At 66.2% G+C, this 16,471-nt stretch carries 14 protein-coding genes; 6 read left to right on the forward strand and 8 right to left on the reverse strand.

Going from position 1 to position 16,471, the window contains the following annotated elements; translation table 11 throughout:
• Positions 1-99: 99 nt before the first annotated feature.
• Positions 100-1,527, reverse strand: coding sequence for an FAD-dependent oxidoreductase (locus NGB94_RS04795; protein WP_325789419.1), 1,428 nt, complete (start codon positions 1,525-1,527; stop codon positions 100-102).
• A gap of 138 nt (positions 1,528-1,665) precedes the next feature.
• Here NGB94_RS04795 and rarD point away from each other — a divergent pair, with 138 nt between their 5' ends.
• Positions 1,666-2,694, forward strand: coding sequence for an EamA family transporter RarD (gene rarD, locus NGB94_RS04800; RefSeq protein ID WP_325789420.1), 1,029 nt, complete (start codon positions 1,666-1,668; stop codon positions 2,692-2,694).
• A gap of 58 nt (positions 2,695-2,752) precedes the next feature.
• Here the strand turns inward: rarD and NGB94_RS04805 are convergent, their stop codons facing one another.
• Genes NGB94_RS04805 through NGB94_RS04815 form a run of 3 tightly spaced genes read right to left on the reverse strand, consistent with a single transcriptional unit; the run spans position 2,753 to position 6,558 of the window.
• Positions 2,753-4,309 (reverse strand): APC family permease, encoded by a 1,557-nt coding sequence (locus tag NGB94_RS04805; protein ID WP_325789421.1) that lies wholly within the window; start codon positions 4,307-4,309, stop codon positions 2,753-2,755.
• On the reverse strand, positions 4,306-5,187 hold the full coding sequence (locus NGB94_RS04810) for a universal stress protein (protein ID WP_325789422.1): 882 nt from the start codon (positions 5,185-5,187) through the stop codon (positions 4,306-4,308). The genes NGB94_RS04805 and NGB94_RS04810 overlap by 4 nt, the downstream gene beginning before the upstream one ends.
• A gap of 6 nt (positions 5,188-5,193) precedes the next feature.
• Positions 5,194-6,558, reverse strand: coding sequence for an NAD(P)/FAD-dependent oxidoreductase (locus NGB94_RS04815; RefSeq protein WP_325789423.1), 1,365 nt, complete (start codon positions 6,556-6,558; stop codon positions 5,194-5,196).
• Positions 6,559-6,756: 198 nt separating this feature from the next.
• Between NGB94_RS04815 and NGB94_RS04820 the strand changes: the two genes are divergently transcribed.
• Positions 6,757-7,413 carry a TetR/AcrR family transcriptional regulator gene (locus NGB94_RS04820; protein ID WP_325789424.1) on the forward strand — a complete coding sequence of 219 codons (657 nt, stop codon included), beginning with the start codon at positions 6,757-6,759 and terminating at the stop codon, positions 7,411-7,413.
• Between the two features lie 101 nt (positions 7,414-7,514).
• On the opposite strand, the gene gabT is transcribed toward NGB94_RS04820, so the two are convergent.
• A complete protein-coding gene (gene gabT, locus NGB94_RS04825; RefSeq protein WP_325789425.1) occupies positions 7,515-8,870 on the reverse strand; it encodes a 4-aminobutyrate--2-oxoglutarate transaminase in 1,356 nt (451 codons plus the stop codon).
• A 170-nt stretch (positions 8,871-9,040) separates the two neighbouring features.
• Here gabT and NGB94_RS04830 point away from each other — a divergent pair, with 170 nt between their 5' ends.
• The 3 genes from NGB94_RS04830 to NGB94_RS04840 all read left to right on the forward strand — a co-directional run bounded on the left by NGB94_RS04830 (position 9,041) and on the right by NGB94_RS04840 (position 11,697).
• Positions 9,041-10,465: a PucR family transcriptional regulator gene (locus tag NGB94_RS04830; RefSeq protein WP_325789427.1), complete on the forward strand. Its 1,425-nt coding sequence runs from the start codon at positions 9,041-9,043 to the stop codon at positions 10,463-10,465.
• 79 nt (positions 10,466-10,544) lie between these two features.
• Entirely contained in the window at positions 10,545-11,177 is a 633-nt protein-coding gene (locus NGB94_RS04835; RefSeq protein WP_325789429.1) for a putative glycolipid-binding domain-containing protein, read from the forward strand.
• A gap of 97 nt (positions 11,178-11,274) precedes the next feature.
• Positions 11,275-11,697 (forward strand): hypothetical protein, encoded by a 423-nt coding sequence (locus NGB94_RS04840; RefSeq protein WP_325789431.1) that lies wholly within the window; start codon positions 11,275-11,277, stop codon positions 11,695-11,697.
• A 61-nt stretch (positions 11,698-11,758) separates the two neighbouring features.
• On the opposite strand, the gene NGB94_RS04845 is transcribed toward NGB94_RS04840, so the two are convergent.
• The 3 genes from NGB94_RS04845 to NGB94_RS04855 all read right to left on the reverse strand — a co-directional run bounded on the left by NGB94_RS04845 (position 11,759) and on the right by NGB94_RS04855 (position 14,911).
• Positions 11,759-12,769 (reverse strand): polyprenyl synthetase family protein, encoded by a 1,011-nt coding sequence (locus NGB94_RS04845; RefSeq protein ID WP_325789462.1) that lies wholly within the window; start codon positions 12,767-12,769, stop codon positions 11,759-11,761.
• Between the two features lie 88 nt (positions 12,770-12,857).
• Positions 12,858-14,195: a geranylgeranyl reductase family protein gene (locus NGB94_RS04850; RefSeq protein ID WP_325789433.1), complete on the reverse strand. Its 1,338-nt coding sequence runs from the start codon at positions 14,193-14,195 to the stop codon at positions 12,858-12,860.
• Positions 14,192-14,911: a demethylmenaquinone methyltransferase gene (locus NGB94_RS04855; RefSeq protein ID WP_325789434.1), complete on the reverse strand. Its 720-nt coding sequence runs from the start codon at positions 14,909-14,911 to the stop codon at positions 14,192-14,194. The genes NGB94_RS04850 and NGB94_RS04855 overlap by 4 nt, the downstream gene beginning before the upstream one ends.
• A gap of 140 nt (positions 14,912-15,051) precedes the next feature.
• Between NGB94_RS04855 and NGB94_RS04860 the strand changes: the two genes are divergently transcribed.
• Positions 15,052-16,374, forward strand: a complete 1,323-nt coding sequence (locus tag NGB94_RS04860) for an isochorismate synthase (protein WP_325789463.1) — start codon at positions 15,052-15,054, stop codon at positions 16,372-16,374.
• The last annotated feature ends 97 nt before the right edge of the window (positions 16,375-16,471 follow it).

The following is a 16,471-nucleotide window of genomic DNA, read 5'->3' on the forward strand; positions in this document are numbered from 1 at the left end:
TAGTGACACGGCTCACCCTGCAGTTCCAGAGCAGCCCCGTTAACGCACCGAAGCCAGGCCCGCAGTGCGGTGCCTGGCTTCGGCGGGGGTGTTCAGGCCCTAGTTGCTGCCTTCACGGGAAATGCGCGTCATCTCTTCGCGGTCAACAACCTTCACGCGTTCGCGGACCAGGTCGCCGATTCCGGGATCGCCGTGGACATAACCGGCGCCGAGCGACTTCTCGTGGGCATCGAGCCGCTTCCAGCCTTCCCAGGTGGTGTACTCGACGCCGCGCTCCTCGAGCAGGCGGATGATTGCCTCCGGCTCCGGCTCTTCAGCGGCGGGCAGGGTCCGGCGGTCCTCAAGGAGGTAGCCGATGGTCTCCAGTGCATCGCCCTTGGTGTGGCCGATCAGGCCAACCGGGCCGCGCTTGATCCATCCGGTGGTGTAGATGCCCGGTACGGGTGCGCCGCTGGTGTCCACTACCCGGCCGCCCTCGTTGGGGATGACGCCGCGGCTGGAGTCGTAGCCGACCTCCGGCAATTCGGATCCGAAGTAGCCCACGGCCCGGTACACGGCCTGCACCGGGTAGTCGATGATCTCTCCGGTGCCCCGGGCATTGCCGGTGCCGTCCAGCTCGGTGCGCTCCATCTTGATGCCGGCAACCTTGCCGGGCGTCGCGGGATCATCGTGGATCTCCACCGGGGAATGCAGGAAATGCAGGTGCAGACGCCGCGAGGCTCCGGTGTCCTGTTCCTCGACCAGCCAGTTGGTCAGGGTATTGACCATGGTCTTGGTCTGGTTGTTGGTGCGGATCTGTTCGTCCGACGCTTCGTCGAATTCGAAGTCCTCCGGGTACAGCACAATGTCCACGTCGCGTGAATGCGAGAGTTCGCGCAGTTCCAGCGGAGTGAACTTCACCTGGGCCGGACCGCGCCGGCCAAAGACGTGCACGTCCGTGACGGGAGACTTCTTCAGCCCCTCGTAGACGTTGGAGGGGATTTCAGTGGTCAGCAGGTCATCGGCGTGCTTGGACAGGATGCGCGCGACGTCGAGGGCCACGTTTCCGTTGCCGATGACGGCGATTTCCCTGGCGTCCAGCGGCCAGTCACGCGGAACGTCCGGGTTGCCGTCGTACCAGGAGACGAAGTCCGCGCCGCCGAAGGAGCCTTCGAGGTCGACGCCGGGGATCTGCAGCGGGGCATCCTTCAGGGCGCCGGTCGCAAAGATGATCGCGTCGTAGAAGTGCCGGAAGTCCTTCAGGGTGAGGTCGCGGCCGTAGTTCACGTTGCCCAGGAAGCGGATGTCACCGCGGTCCAGCACCTTCTCGAGTGCGTTGACAATTCCCTTGATACGCGGATGGTCCGGGGCCACGCCGTAGCGGATCAAGCCGTAGGGTGCCGGGTACTGATCAAAGAGATCAATGCTGACTTCGAAGTCGCGGTCCGCTTTGGTCAGGATGTCTGCGGCGTAAACGCCGGCCGGACCAGCACCGATAATTGCGACTCGCATGGGACGCTGCGAGCTGTCCGGAGCTGAGTTAGACACTTAGAGTCCTTCTACTTGGGAGTCGTGGCACGCAAATGGCGCACGTTTTTATATTCTAATTGGCCGCTTCCGCCTCGTCTAAACGGATGGGCTTCCACGCGCGGGAATACGCCCACGGCGTAGCCGGTTGCAACGCTTATGGCCAATCAGAATTCCTCCGGCGCGCAGGCGTCCGGAGCAACGGCGCCTTCCGCCGCCCCGGTTTCCGCCGGAACCACCTCCCGCGCCGCTTCGCCTCCCCCTTCCGGTACGGACGAGAAGCCAAGCGGGTCCGGGCTCCTGTTTGGCATCGGTGCCTATGGGATCTGGGGTGTCCTGCCGCTTTACTTCCTGCTGCTGGAACCGGCCGGGCCGCTGGAGATCGTCGCAGCCCGCGTGGTGTTTTCGCTCGTGTTCTGCGCGGCCCTGCTGACGGTCATGCGTTCCTGGCGGCGAGCCGTCACTGCCATGCGGGACCGCAAAGCAGTTGCCACCCTCACCGCAGCCGCCCTGCTGATTGCGGTGAACTGGCTGGTGTTCGCCTGGGCGGTTCTGAACGGGCATGCCGTGGAAGCAGCGCTTGGCTACTTCATCAACCCGCTTATCTCCGTGCTGCTGGGTGTCCTGGTCCTGAAGGAACGCCTGCGGCCGCTCCAGTGGGCAGCGATGGCCGTGGGGTTCATAGCAGTGCTGGTGCTGGCCTTCGGCTACGGAACCGTGCCGTGGGTTGCGCTGGCACTGGCGTTCAGCTTTGGCCTGTACGGGCTGGTGAAGAAGAACGTCGGCGGGAAGGTGGACGCCGTCTCCAGCCTGACCATTGAGACCGCCGTGCTCACGCCCATTGCCGCCGTCGTGCTGGTGATCCTCGCCGTCACCGGTTCCGGAACCCTGCTGACCGAGGGCCCGGCCCATTTCTGGCTGCTGGCAGCCTCCGGTGTTGCCACCGCGGTTCCGCTGGTGTTCTTCGGCGCAGCGGCGCGGCGGCTGCCGCTGAGCACCGTTGGCCTGCTGCAGTACCTGGCCCCGATCCTGCAGTTCACGCTGGCCCTGCTGGTCTTCAAGGAGGCGATGCCCGCCGAACGCTGGGCCGGATTCGGCCTGGTCTGGCTGGCCCTGCTGATGCTCAGCATCGACATGCTGGGTTCGCCGCGGCGGGCACGCATCCGCCGGGCTGCGGCCGCCGTCTAAGCACTGCGGCCCCGGCCGTTCCGCGAAGGAAAGGCCAGGGCCGCGTTTGGATCTGTGGTTACAGGACCCCGGAGCGCTCGGCTTCGGCAGCTGACCGCGAGTTCCCGGTCCGCAGCGTTTCGCCGCGGAAGAATCCGGGATTGATCCGGTACATGATCAGCATCAGCACCGCGCCGAGCACGATCACGCCCATGCCCAGCACAAACACCAGGCCGACGCCGCCCACCGAGGATCCGGAACCGTAGTCGGGGTCCATGGAGTCGAAGGCCGTCTTGATGAACATGATGAACAGGATGATTCCGCCCAGTGCCGGCGCCAGGAACTTCAGCAGGAAGGACCGCACGCTCTCGAAGGCATCGCGGCGGAAGTACCAGACGCAGGCCAGTGCGGTAATGCCGTAGTAGAAGCAGATCATCAGGCCGAGGGCCGTGATGGTGTCCCACAGGGCGTTTTCCGAAAGCAGCCGCGTAACCACGTAGAAGGCGGACGCCGCAATGGCGGCAGCGACCGTGGCGTAGCCCGGGGACTTGTAGGCCGGGCTGATCCGGCCGAACCGCTTCGGCAGGGCACGGTAGTGTCCCATCGCCAGCAGTGTGCGTGCCGGTGAGACGAACGTGGACTGCAGCGAGGCTGCGGAGCTGGACAGGATGGACAGTGACATCAGGATCGCGAACGGTCCCATCACCGGCGTTGCCAGGACCGCGAAGATGCTCTCCTGGTTCTCCGGGTTGCCGGCACCAAGTTCGCCGTCGCCGACGCCCGCGTAGGAGATCACGGCCAGCGCGATCATCATGTAGATGAGCACGATCACAAAGACGGTTGCCGTCGCGGCGCGGCCGGGCGTCTTATCCGGGTCCCGGGTTTCCTCGTTCATGGTCAGGGTGACGTCCCAGCCCCAGTAGACGAAGATCGAGAGGGAAACACCGGCTGCAAAGGCAGAGAAGGACTCCACGGCGAACGGGTTGAACCAGTCCCAGCTGATCTGCGTAGCGTCGAAGGCTGTTCCCCCGGCCACGTGCGCGAAGGCTGCGATCGAGAACCAGGTCAGCACGATCAGCTGGAAGGCCACCAGCACGTACTGGACGGTCTTGGTGGTTTCCACGCCGCGGTAGGAAATCCAGCAGGCGATCGCCACGAACACCAGCGTGGTGGCGATGTTCAGCGGCAGGTTCAGGGTCAGGTCCGCCAGTGAATCATTGCCGGTGACCTGCGCAAGCATGAGGTAGAAGAAGTCCACCGCCACCGCTGCGAGGTTGGAGAGCACAATGATCGTCGCGGCGATCAGCCCCCAGCCTCCCATCCAGCCAACCCAGGGTCCGAAGGCGCGGGTGGCCCAGGTAAAGGACGTTCCCGAGTCCGGCATGGCGTTGTTCAGTTCCCGGTAGCCCAGGGCCACCAGGATCATGGGGATAAAGCCGACCAGGAAGATCGCCGGCAGCTGCACGCCTACTTCCGATACCGTGGGGCCGAGGCCGGAGGTCAGGGTGTACGCCGGCGCGATGCAGGAAATGCCAATCACGACGGCGCCGATCAGGCCTACCTGCCCGCCTTTCAGTCCCTTGCTGCTCAGTCCGCTGCCGCCGGGAGCGTTTTTGGTGCTGGTGCGGTTGCTCACTGCGGATCTCCTGACGTCTCGCGCTGCGGGGCAGGCGTGTAGTTCCGGGGCACGACCACCATGGGAACCGGCAGGCTGCGCAGGACCTTGGAAGCGGTGGTGCCCAGGAAGAGCTGGTTGCTCCGGGCCAGCCGGCTGGAGCCGATGATGAGGATCTCGCCGTCGTCGAATGCAAGGTCATCCACGGCGTTTTCGATGGTCCGGCCCTGGGCCACCACACCGGTTACCTCGCATTTGCCGCCGGTCAGGGACTGGGCACGCTGGACCCGGTCCGCAATATGCAGCCGGGCCTCTTCAACCGCCGCGTCCCCGGGGGCGTCCAGCGCCAGCAGGGAGAGCAGCCGCAGGGGCAGGCCGCGGCGGGCGGCCGAGGCGCAGGCCACTTCCAGGACATCCTCGGCGCCGCGCCGCTCCCCCACCGCGCAGGTGATGCGGGTGAGCGGATCCGTCCGGCTGTAGCCGCGCGGTGCCAGGGCGACGGGCACGCTGGCGGCGTGCAGCAGGGCATTCGCCACGCTGCCCACGGTGAAGCGCTTGAACAGCCCGTTGCTCCCGGCACCGACCACGATCAGTCCCGCACCGAATTCCTCTGCGGCTTCTATCAGTCCGCGCGCGTCCGAGTCGGCCGTCCGGATATGTCCCCTGGCCTCAATGCCCGCGGGAACCAGCGCCAGTGCCTCTTCCAGCCAGTCCCGAAGCTGGCGGGCCAGCAGCGACGAATATGTCCGCTCCGGCGGATACACCGCCGTGTAGGGCGACTCCTCCGGATCCACGATCACCAGGTCCAGGGACGCTCCCTGGGTGCGGGCAAGGGTGCAGGCCAGGAAGAGCGCATCCCGGCCCCGCTCGGTGGCCGTATAGCCGACTACGTAGCGCACCGGGAATCAGCCCTTGAACTGCGCGATGATGCGCTCGGCGGTCTTGGCACCCATGCGGACGGCGCCGTCGACGTGCTGGTAGCCCTCGGCTGCCAGGTCGGAGCAGGACCAGTAGATGGGGCCCACCGGCGCCAGCTGGTCCGGTCCGTAGCGGTGCAGGCCGCCGAGGTCGTAGCTGGCGGCGTACGCGCCGCGGGTCCACTCTTCCGAACCCCAGTCGGATTCGTAGTAGACCTCGGGAGTCAGCGCCTCGTCGCCGAGGTACCCGGCAATGGATTCCAGGATGGCCTGCTTGCGCTCTTCAGCACTGAGCTCGAACATCGCATCGGCCTTCTCATCGGAGACGAAGCCCACCAGGGTGCCGCGGGAGTCTTCGTGGTTCGTGTTGTCGTAGACCTCCTGGACCAGCTCATGCGCACCGAAGCAGGTGCCGGAGAGGCCGGCGTCGCGCCAGAACGGCTTAGAGTACACGGCGTGGACCTTGATGACCAGGCCCAGGGAAACGTGCTGGTGCATCTGGTGCTGGCGGCGCGGCAGCGGCGGGTCGAAGGAGACCCGCGAGTAGAGGTTCGGCGGCACGGCCATGACGGCGTACTGCGCGTGGACCGTGACGCCGTCGGCTTCTGCCGTGACGGAAGGGCCTTCCGCGTTCCACCGCAGGGTGCGCACCGGGGCGCCCAGCACGACGTCGTCGCCCAGGTCGGCGGCCATGCGCTCGGAGACCTGCTGCATGCCGCCGGCAACGCGGCGGTCGAGGATGAAGTTCTCATCCACGAGGTTGGAGAAGGACCCGGCGGAGGACGCCATCAGCAGCGCCTGCAGGGTGGAGAAGGAGTGCGCCGGCTTGGTGAGCATGCCGCCGGCCACGAACAGGCCGATGTTGTTGCAGGCTTCTTCATCCGATGACTGCTCGCGCAGCCAGGCGGAGAAGGAAATCGTGTCCAGTGCCCGGGCATCGGGGTGGGTCCACGGTGCTGCCGGATCGGTCTTGGCGGTGAGCTCGTCGAGGAGCGCAATCAGGCGTTCCATTTCCTGCGCGGTGGATTCCGCCACCGGGAACATGTCCCCGGTGTAGCGCACCGCGCGGTGGTCAGCGCCGATGTACACGGATTCGCCCTCGCGGTAGCGGGCGAAGGTTTCGAGGCCGAGCTCTTCGACGAGTTCGCTCAATGCTTCCTGGTCCGGGGAGATCCACTGGCCGCCGATTTCCAGGAAGGCGCCGTCGATCGTGTCAGACCAGGTGCGTCCGCCCACGCGGTCCCGTGCTTCGAGCACTGCCACGCTCAGGCCGGCAGCTTTGAGTTTCCGCGCCGCGGTAAGGCCGGATGGGCCTGCACCGATGATTACGACGTTCCGTTCCAGGGTTCGCACTTTAGTTCCTCTCTCCAGCGGCCGACCTCCGGCCGCTCAAACCGAACGCTGTCTTTGAATCCATGTGCATGAATCCTTGTAAATGAACAGCGTTCATTTTGTACCGACACTCTAGCCGACCCCCGGCGTCCCGGGGAGAGTCTGTGCGAATATTAATTTTGGGGGCACTCCGGGTGCCGCAGACCTTGGAGGTACCGGATGGCCGGAACACGCACGCGGCGCAGCGCAGGCCGCCCGTCCCAGCGTGTCCTGACGCAGGAGAACATCACCTCAGCAGCCCTTGAGGTCATCACCGCCCGCGGCTACGAAGGCTTCACCATGTCTTCGCTGGCCGCCAAGCTGCAGGTGGCGCCGTCGGCCCTCTACAACCATGCCTCCTCCAAGGCCGAAGTCCTCCGCTGGATCCAGGACGATCTGATGGCAGAGGTGGACACCACCTGCTTCACCGACCTGCCCTGGGAAGACGCGGTGCGGACCTGGGCGCGCTCCTACCGCGACGTATTTGCCCGCCATACTCCCCTCATCGCCGTCATCGCCGTCCTCCAGGTGTCGGGGGCGCCGCGGACACTGGCCATGTACGAGGCTGTCACGCAGGGATTCCTGCGGGCGGGCTGGGACCAGGCGAGGATCATTCCCGCAATCGTGGCGCTGGAGTCCTTCATCTTCGGGTCAGCGTTCGACGCCGTGGCCCCCGAGGACATTTTCGACACCGGTTCGCTGGCCGCAGAAAGCCCCCTGTTCACCGCAGCCGTCGCGGCAGCACCGGGCCGGGAAAGCGGGAAGGCTGCCGAGCAGGCCTTCGAGTCCGGCCTCGACGCACTGATCCGCGGCTTTTCGGCGTTCTCCGGCAGCTGACCCGCGGCAACCGCAGACGGCAGAGAAAAAGGGCGGCACCCGGGTTTCCCGGGTGCCGCCCTTTCCCGAGGGGAACAAATCCCCGGCGTTACGCGGCCGGCTTAGGCCTGGGCGCGGATGGCTGCTTCCAGCACGTCAAGGCCGTCGGACAGCAGTTCCTCGCTGATGACCAGCGGCGGGAGCAGGCGGATGACGTTGCCGTAAGTGCCGCAGGTCAGGATGATGACGCCCTCGGCCAGGCAGGCAGCCGCAATTTCCTTGGCGGCAGCAGCATCGGGGGTCTTGGTGCCGGGCTTGACCAGCTCGAGGGCCAGCATGGCGCCGCGGCCGCGGACCTCGCCGATCACGCCGGTCTCTTCGGCGACCTTGCGCATGCGCGGAACGGTGATTTCCTCGATCCGGCGCGCACGCCCGGCCAGGTCCTGGGTCTCCATCGTGTCAATGGCAGCCAGGGCGGAGGCACAGGCCACCGGGTTGCCGCCGTAGGTGCCGCCCAGGCCGCCCGGGTGGACGGCGTCGAGCAGGTCGGCACGGCCGGTGACGGCGGAGAGCGGCATGCCGCCGGCGATCCCCTTGGCCATGGTCATGATGTCCGGAATAACGCCCTCGTGCTCGACGGCGAACCACTCGCCGGTGCGGCAGAAGCCGGACTGGACCTCGTCCGCAATGAAGACGATGCCGTTTTCCCTGGCCCACTCGGCCAGCCGGGGCAGGAAGCCTTCAGCCGGAACAATGAAGCCGCCTTCACCCTGGATCGGTTCGATCAGCAGGGCAGCCAGCTGGTCGGCACCGATCTGCTTTTCGATGGCGAGGATGGCGCGGTCAGCGGCTTCGGCGCCGGTGATTTCCGGGTTCTCTTCGCGGTACGGGTAGCTCATCGGCATCCGGTAGATCTCGGAGGCGAACGGACCGAAGCCGGTCTTGTACGGCATGGCCTTGGCGGTCAGGCCCATGGTCAGGTTGGTACGGCCGTGGTAGGCGTGGTCGAAGGCGACGACGGCCTGGCGTCCGGTAGCCGAACGGGCAATCTTGATGGCGTTCTCAACAGCTTCGGCGCCGGAGTTGAAGAGCACCGTGCGCTTCTCGTGCGTTCCCGGGGTCACCTCGGCAAGCTTTTCCGCCACGGCAACGTAACCCTCGTACGGGGTCACCATGAAGCAGGTGTGGGTGAAGTGGGCAACCTGCTCCTGGGCAGCTGCGACGACGGCGGGATCGGATGCACCGACGCTGGTCACGGCGATGCCCGAGCCCAGGTCAATGAAGGAGTTGCCGTCAACGTCAACGATGATGCCGCCGTCGGCGTCCTGGACATAAACGGGGACGCTGGAGGCGACGCCCTTGGCTACCACAGCGGCGCGGCGCTCATTGAGGGCGGCGGACTTCGGGCCCGGGAAGGAGCCGGTGATGTTCCGCTTCTGTTCCAGCCGGAAGGCCGGGGCGGTAGCTGAGGTGCTCATGGATTGTTGCCTCTTTCGACGGGGGATCGGAAATGCGAAAAGTGATGGTTGCACTGGGCCGCAGTGATCCAAATTTACGCGCCGCGGCCCCTGGAGGGCACAGACACCCGCACAATGACATGTACTGATTGCGGTGCAAGCGCCCAAACGATTCCCCATATAGTTGTTCCGTGCCTATCTCGCTCACTGATCTGCTCTCCGCCGAGGACCTGGACCTGGCCATCCGGGGCAGCGCCGCTATTGCCCCCGTACCGGTGCAGTGGGTCGCTGTCACCGAACTGGAGGACCCCTCCCCCTTCCTGAGCGGCGGAGAGGTGGTGCTGACCACCGGCATGCGCCAGCGGACCGGCGCGGTGCAGCGCCGGTTCGTGGAGAGCGTGCACCGCGCGGGTGCACTGGCGATTGGTTTTGGCACCGGGCTCAGCCTGGAGAGGGTCCCCGGCCCCCTGCTGGAGGAGGCCAACCGCCTAGGCCTCCCGGTTTTCGAAGTTCCGTACCGCACCCCGTTTATCGCCGTGGGCAAGCTGGTGGCGGATGCCCTGTCCGCAGACCACGTCGAACAGCTCCAGGAACTGCTTTCCGGACATCAGGTCCTGGCCAAGGCGCTGCTTTCCGGCCGCGGTCTCACCGGGCTGCTGAAGGACCTGGCAGGAATCCTGGGCACTGAAGTCGCGCTCCACCAGTACGGGACCGAAGTCTTCTCCACGGCCCCGCCCAACGGCATTCCGGAGCAGACCGTCTGGCACCGCGTACCCATTGCCACCGGCATGCGGGACCGCTGCACCCTCTCTGTCGCGGAGCCGTTCGGCCATCCGGACCTGATTGCCTACGCGCAGAGCCTGATCAGCGTGGAGCTGAACAACCAGGCAAGGCGGCGGGTCCGCGAACGCGCGGTCAACGGCCAGCTGCTTGATGACATTGTGGCCGGGAAACTCACCGGCCAGGACGCTGTCCACCGGCTGCGGGCCTCCGGCGTCAGCACCGAACGCCGCCAGCTGACGCTGCTGGTGGAAGCCGCCGCTGCGCAGGCGAAGCTGCTTGCGTCGCTGCCGCTTCCGCCGGTGTTCCAGGACGCGGTAAGCGCCACCTGCGAGGAACGGCTGGCGGTGTGGATACCGGACGGGGATCCCGCTGCGCTGGCTGCGGAGCTGGGCCGCTACCTGCAGGAGGCCGGTGTCCAGGCGAAGGTCGGCGTGGGCGGCGCCTACGCGGAGCCGGCAGGCCTGCGCTGGGGCTACTACGAGGCCAAGGAAGGCCTCCTGCGCGGAGCCGCTGTGAATGAGCCGGACCGGCTGAGCCTGGCGTCCCTGCTCATGGCCAGCCGGGACGTTCCACTGGCTGACCTGGCTGCGGAAGCGCTGGATCCGCTGCTGGCCTTCGACCAGGCGCACGACGCCGAGCTGGTGCCGACGCTGGAGAAGTACCTGGCCGTGAACGGCTCCGTGGCGAAGGTTGCCCAGGCCCTGGGACTGCACCGGAACACCGTGCGCTACCGGCTCACGCAGATTGCGGACCTCTCCGGATATGACCCTGCGGTGACCGCAGACCGGGTGCACCTCTACCTGGCCCTGAACGTGCGCCGCCTCACCGCGTAGGCAGCCGGCCTGCCTTCCGGCCCATGGCGGCGGGCAGTGCGGTTTTGTGCCGGTTTGTACCGGACTTTACGCTGTAGGGATGGACTTGCCAGCTCAGCCCGCCAGGACCCTTCACTGGGCGGGCGTTGACGACCCCGGACGCCGGGATTCCGCGGTCGTATCCTTTCGCGAAAGCGAGCTGGCTGCCAGCGGCACCTCAACCTGCGATGACTACTGCGCAACATGGTCCCTGTCCACGTCTCCCGGCTGGGTGACCCGCCGGCTGGAAGTAACGGTCACCGGTGAGGGCTGGTCCCGTTCGCTGGAGCTGACCCGGTCAGTCGACGGACGCTGGGATTCCCACGTGAGCACCAGCGGGACGGTGGACCTTCCCGCTCCCGGCATAGAGGATCCCCGTTCCCTGGACAACGCCCAGGACTGCGACCTCGGCCTGTGCCCGCTGACAAACACCATGCCCATCCTGCGCCTGGACCTGCTCAACAACGCCGCGCCTCCGGATGAAACCAGGCTGACCATGGCCTGGGTGGAGATGCCCAGCCTGCGGGTCCTGGCCAGTGAACAGGTGTACTCCCAGGTCTCCCCCTACCGCGGTGAACGCGGAAATGCGATCGTCCTCTACTCTTCCGACTCCGGCGGCTTCACAGCGGAAATCACCGTGGATTCCGACGGCGTTGTCCTGGACTACCCGGGACTGGCCCGCCGCACCGCCTGAGCCTGCTGCGTCCCGCTGCGTCCAGTGCCCGTCAGGGACCGGCCTTCCCCGCGGCTAGGATAGAAGTACGTCCGCCTGCAACGTTGGAGCCCTGCAAATGAGTGAAATGTTCCTCGAAAAGTTCCGTGCCCTGGTCCCGAAGTACTTGGAGGACAGCTGGCGCCCCGACGACGGGCTGACCGCTGATGAACTCGACGAGATGCTCGGCGAGCACGACTTTTCCATCCCGCTGGTCCTGCGTGAGTTCTACCTCTCACTGGGCAACTGTGAAGACCTCATGGAGGCTTACCACTTCTTCTGGGATCCCGACGAGCTTGAGCTCGAGGACGGGTTCCTGCTGTTCCTGGAGGATGAGGACGAGAAGTTCACCTGGGGTTTCCGCGCCGACCAGCTCGATGTCCCGGACCCGATCGTATGGCGCCGCAACAACGCCCGCGGCGAATGGCAGAGCGAAGAGGGAACGTTCAGCGAGTACGTCTTCGACATGTTCGAGTGGGTCTTCGAGGACGACGAAGACTAGATGTTAAACAAATGACGGCTGTCCGGTGCGTACCGGACAGCCGTCATTTGTTTAAGGACTTCTACGCTTCGCGCTCCACGACGGCTTCGGCGAAGGCAGCCAGGGATGACTTGACCACTGAGTCCGGCATCGGTGCCAGGGCGGCGACGGCGTCGGCGGCCCACTGGCGGGCAACTTCCCAGGCTTCGGCAGTGGCACGGTTGCCCCGGACGGCCGCGACGGCGGCCGCCAGCGCTTCATCCGAGGTCAGGTCGGAGTCCACGAGTTCCAGCACGGCGGCGGCTTCTGCATCTCCGGCGGCAGCGTTTCGGCGCAGCAGCAGCACCGGCAGGGTGGGCACGCCTTCGCGCAGGTCCGTTCCCGGAGTCTTGCCGGACTTGTCCTGCAGGCCCGCCACGTCAATCACGTCGTCGGCGAGCTGGAAGGCAACGCCCACCTTCTCGCCGTACTCGACCATGATCTCGACGGTCTGTTTGTCGGCTCCGCCGAACAGGGCTCCGAGCTGTCCCGACGCCGCGATCAGGGAGCCGGTCTTCCCGGCAATAACGGAGAGGTAGTGCGCCAGGGGATCTTCGCCGTCAGCCGGACCCATGGTTTCGTGCAGCTGGCCCATGACCAGCCGTTCGAAGGTGCGGGCCTGGATGCCGAGGGCTTCGGCGCCCAGGAGCGAGACCAGCGAGGATGCCCGGGCGAAGATCAGGTCGCCGGTGAGCACGGCAACGGAGTTGCCCCAGACTTCATGTGCCGTGGGTGCACCCCGGCGCACGGGCGCGGAGTCCATCACGTCGTCGTGATAGAGCGTGGCAAGGTGCGTCAGTTCAACCACGACTGCTGCCATGCGCACCTGCTCGTTGCCCGGGTTGGGTCCGAGGTGGGAGGCCAGCAGCACCAGCAGCGGGCGGACGCGCTTGCCGCCGGCTTCCATCAGGTGCCGTGAGGTCGCGTCCGCGAACGGGTCGGAGTTGGCGATCGCCTCGCGCAGTTCTTCCTCGACCTTTTCCAGGCCGGACACGATGGCAGGGCCCAGAACGGGGTCTTCCGCGAGGGGGGTGAACCCGGGAGGCAGCGCCATCTCGGCGTCCCCGAGGGCATCCGGGCTGGCATTGGTGGATTCAGTCACTGTTCAAGGCTAACTTCTCGTGGGGACGGGTTGGCAGGGGTCAAACTCTGGCATTGCTGCCCGCGCCCCGTACGGGCCGGGACGCGCCGTCCTGGTTGGAGGCGGCAGGAACCAGCATTTCCAGCAACGCAATCACTCTATCCTCGATCCGGCGCGGAGAACCGTCCGTGAGGTTGGCCAGCATCCGCACCACAAAACGCATCAGCACGGGGATCGGCATGCCGGTGCGGAGCGCCAGCTTCATCACGGCGGGTTTGCCGATCAGGCCGGCGAACACGCGTCCGAGGGTGAAATGGCTTCCCCATTCGGACCGGACCCGCTCTGCGTAACCCGCCAGCGCGGCGTCGTACGCTGCCTGCGGCGAGAGCATGCCCGGGGTCCGCCGGGCCTGTTCGGCGGAAACAATGTAATCCGCCGCGAAGCGTGCGGACTCCATGGCGTAGGAAATGCCCTCACCGTTGAACGGGCTGACCATGCCGCCGGCGTCACCGAGCAGCAGGAGCCCGGGAGAGTAGTGCGGGGTCCGGTTGAAGCCCATGGGCAGCGCTGCACCGCGGATCTCCCCCACCTGGTTCTCCGGGGTGAAACCCCACTCTTCGGGCATGCCGGCGGTCCAGTCACGCAGGACCTGCCGGTAGTCCAGGCGGCCGAATTCCTTCGAAGAGTTCAGGATGCCCAGGCCCACATTGGAGGTTCCGTCGCCGACCCCGAAGACCCAGCCGTAACCCGGCAGCGGGTTGCCCGCGGCGTCGGGCAGTTCCAGCCAGCCTTCCATCCAGTCGTCGTCGGTGCGAGGAGAGGTGAAGTAGGTGCGGACGGCAACGCCCAGCGGGCGGTCGTCGCGCTTCTCAAGACCCAGGCTCAGCGCGGTGCGGGTGGAGTTCCCGTCCGCTGCCAGCACGACGTCGGCGGTGAAGCTGCGTGTTTCGCCCGTCTTCCGGCCCTTTTCATCCAGGATATTGGCGACGACGCCGCTGACCCGGCCGGAGTCGTCCCGGATGGCTTCGGTGACACTGTGGCGTTCAAGGATCCGTGCGCCTGCTGCGCGGGCATGCTGCGCAAGTTCTTCGTCAAAACCCAGGCGGGTGCGGACCAGCCCGTAGCCGGGAAAGTCATCCAGGTCCGGCCAGGGCAGTTCAATGGTGCGCCCGGAAGCGATCAGGCGCAGGCCCTTGTTGCGGCGCCAGCCGTCGGCTTCCTTGTGCGGCAGGCCGAGTAGCTGGATTTCCCGGACGGCACGCGGAGTCAGTCCGTCACCGCAGACTTTTTCACGCGGGAAGGCCGTCTTCTCCAGGACCGTCACGTCGATCCCGGCCGAGGCCAGGTAGTAGGCGGCAGTGGAGCCGGCCGGGCCGGCGCCGACAATGAGGACGCTCACGCTCCGGCGGCCTCCGCAGGATGAGCAGGCTTAACCGCACGGTGGATGGCAACGATTCCGCCCGAAAGGTTACGGTACGCGACGTCGTCCCAGCCCTCGGCGGCGATCCAGGCTGCGAGCTCATCCTGGTTCGGCCAGGCACGGATGGATTCCGCGAGGTAGACGTAGGCGTCCGGGTTGGATGCCACCTTGCGCGCGATCGGCGGCAGGGCACGCATCAGGTACTCCGTGTACATGGTGCGCCACAGCGGAACCACCGGAGAGGAAAACTCGGCGATCACCAGCTTGCCGCCCGGCTTGGTGACACGGAGCATTTCGGCAAGGGCCTTCTTCGGCTCGTTCACGTTGCGCAGGCCGAAGGAAATGGTGGTGGCGTCGAAGGAGTTGTCTTCGAAGGGCAGGTTGGTCGCATCGCCGGCCACGAAGTCGATGTCCGGGCGACGGCGCTTGCCCACCTTGAGCATTCCAAGGGAAAAGTCGCAGGCCACAACGGAAACGCCGGCGTCGGCATAGGGCTCGCTGGAGGTGCCGGTACCGGCTGCGAGGTCCAGCACGCGGGATCCCGGGCGGGCTCCTACGGCGTCCACCACCAGGCGGCGCCAGCGGCGGGTCTGGCCCATGGACAGCACATCGTTGACGATGTCGTACTTGGGGGCCACCTCATCGAACATGGCAGCGACTTCATCGGGGCGTTTTTCCAAAGTTGCGCGCTTCACCCGCTCATTGTCTCAAACAATATTCACGCCGCCGAACCGGCTCCTGCCGGTTTGCATTTGGCCACAGACCCGTGTGTTCCCGGACTCTGCCCGGGCGCATGGATGTGGGGCTATCAGGGAGGCGGAGTAGGGTTGGAGGCATTATGACCACCCTGCGTTCCCTAACTGTTCCCCTGGGCGTGCCGTCGGCCGCCATCGGGCTGCTGGAGTATCTGGTCCGCAATGACCAGCTGTGCTGGATCCGCCACGGCGAAGGCCTCGTGGGATTCGGCGAGGTCCTGCGCCACACTTCCACCGGCCCGGACCGCTTCAGCTCCGCCCGCACCTGGTGGAACGCAGTCCGCGCGGACGCCGCCGTCGAGGACGAGGTCCAGGTACCCGGGACCGGCCTCACCGCTTTTGGCTCCTTCGCGTTCTCCAAGCGCTCCCCTTTCCTTTCCCGCGTAGTAGTACCCGAAATCATTGTTGGTTCCCGCAACGGCACGGCCTGGATCACGCAGACCACAACCGATCCTGATGCGGTACTGGACCGCGAATCAGTGGTCGCCGCCCTGGCCGGGTACCTGGAGGAAATTTCCTCGGATTCGCTGTCCCTCGGCGGCGACACCATCCTCCCCGGGATGCTTTCCGAATCCGAGTGGAAGAACGCCGTCGCCCGGTCCGTGGCGCACATTGCCGCCGGGGAACTGAGCAAGATCGTCCTGGCCCGGGACATCGTGGCCAGCCTGTCCGCCCCCATAGCCACCGCCCAGGTGCTGCGGGAACTGGCGCTGCGCTATGAAAGCTGCTGGACCTATTCGGTGGACGGACTCATCGGGTCCACCCCGGAGATGCTGATCAAGGTGGAGGACGGCAAGGCCCGCGCCCGTGTGCTCGCCGGCACGCTGGACCGCGCCACCGCACCGCTGGATGATCCGGACTACGCCAAGCGCGTCCTGGCCGGGTCGCAGAAACAGCAGCACGAACATGCGATCGCCATAGATTCCGTGACCCGCCAGCTGGAGCCGTTCACTTCCTCCATGACGTCGCACAGCGAGCCCTTTGTGCTGGAGCTGCCCAACGTCTGGCACCTCGCCTCGGACGTGACCGCCGAACTCCGGATGGAAGACGGGGCCGTGCCCACTTCCCTGGACCTGGTCGAAGCGCTTCATCCGACAGCAGCGGTCTGCGGTTACCCCACCAGTGTTGCCGGGGAACTGATCAGTGAACTTGAACACATGGACCGCGGCCCGTATGCCGGCCCCGTGGGCTGGTTCGACGCCGCCGGCAACGGGGAATGGGGCATCGCGCTGCGCGGAGCCGTGATCGAAGACCCGCAGGCTGTCCGCCTTTATGCAGGCTGCGGGATCGTCTCGGGCTCCAATCCGGCCGCAGAACTGGAGGAGACCTGGTCCAAGTTCCGTCCCATGCTTGAAGCCCTGGGACTGGACCGGGCACGGGTGCTCTCCGGCCAGCCTTCCTGAGCGGCGCGTACAATTTATTCCCGGAGAGCGGCTGTCTGCCGCCTTTTTCCTGCCCCCAACCGGAGCCTGGCGCTCCGTTCCGACCTAAGGTTCTAAA

The organism is Arthrobacter koreensis, assembly GCF_035792275.1.
In the GTDB taxonomy this organism is placed as follows: Bacteria; Actinomycetota; Actinomycetes; order Actinomycetales; family Micrococcaceae; genus Arthrobacter_B; species Arthrobacter_B koreensis_A.

What these genes read in the sequence shown, in the direction of transcription:
- rarD (WP_325789420.1), top strand. Translation starts at nt 1,666, where the DNA reads ATGGCCAATCAGAATTCCTCCGGCGCGCAGGCGTCCGGAGCAACGGCG.
- NGB94_RS04820 (WP_325789424.1), top strand. Translation starts at nt 6,757, where the DNA reads ATGGCCGGAACACGCACGCGGCGCAGCGCAGGCCGCCCGTCCCAGCGT.
- NGB94_RS04845 (WP_325789462.1), bottom strand. Translation starts at nt 12,769, where the DNA reads ATGGCGCTGCCTCCCGGGTTCACCCCCCTCGCGGAAGACCCCGTTCTG.
- NGB94_RS04840 (WP_325789431.1), top strand. Translation starts at nt 11,275, where the DNA reads ATGAGTGAAATGTTCCTCGAAAAGTTCCGTGCCCTGGTCCCGAAGTAC.
- NGB94_RS04835 (WP_325789429.1), top strand. Translation starts at nt 10,545, where the DNA reads ATGGACTTGCCAGCTCAGCCCGCCAGGACCCTTCACTGGGCGGGCGTT.
- gabT (WP_325789425.1), bottom strand. Translation starts at nt 8,870, where the DNA reads ATGAGCACCTCAGCTACCGCCCCGGCCTTCCGGCTGGAACAGAAGCGG.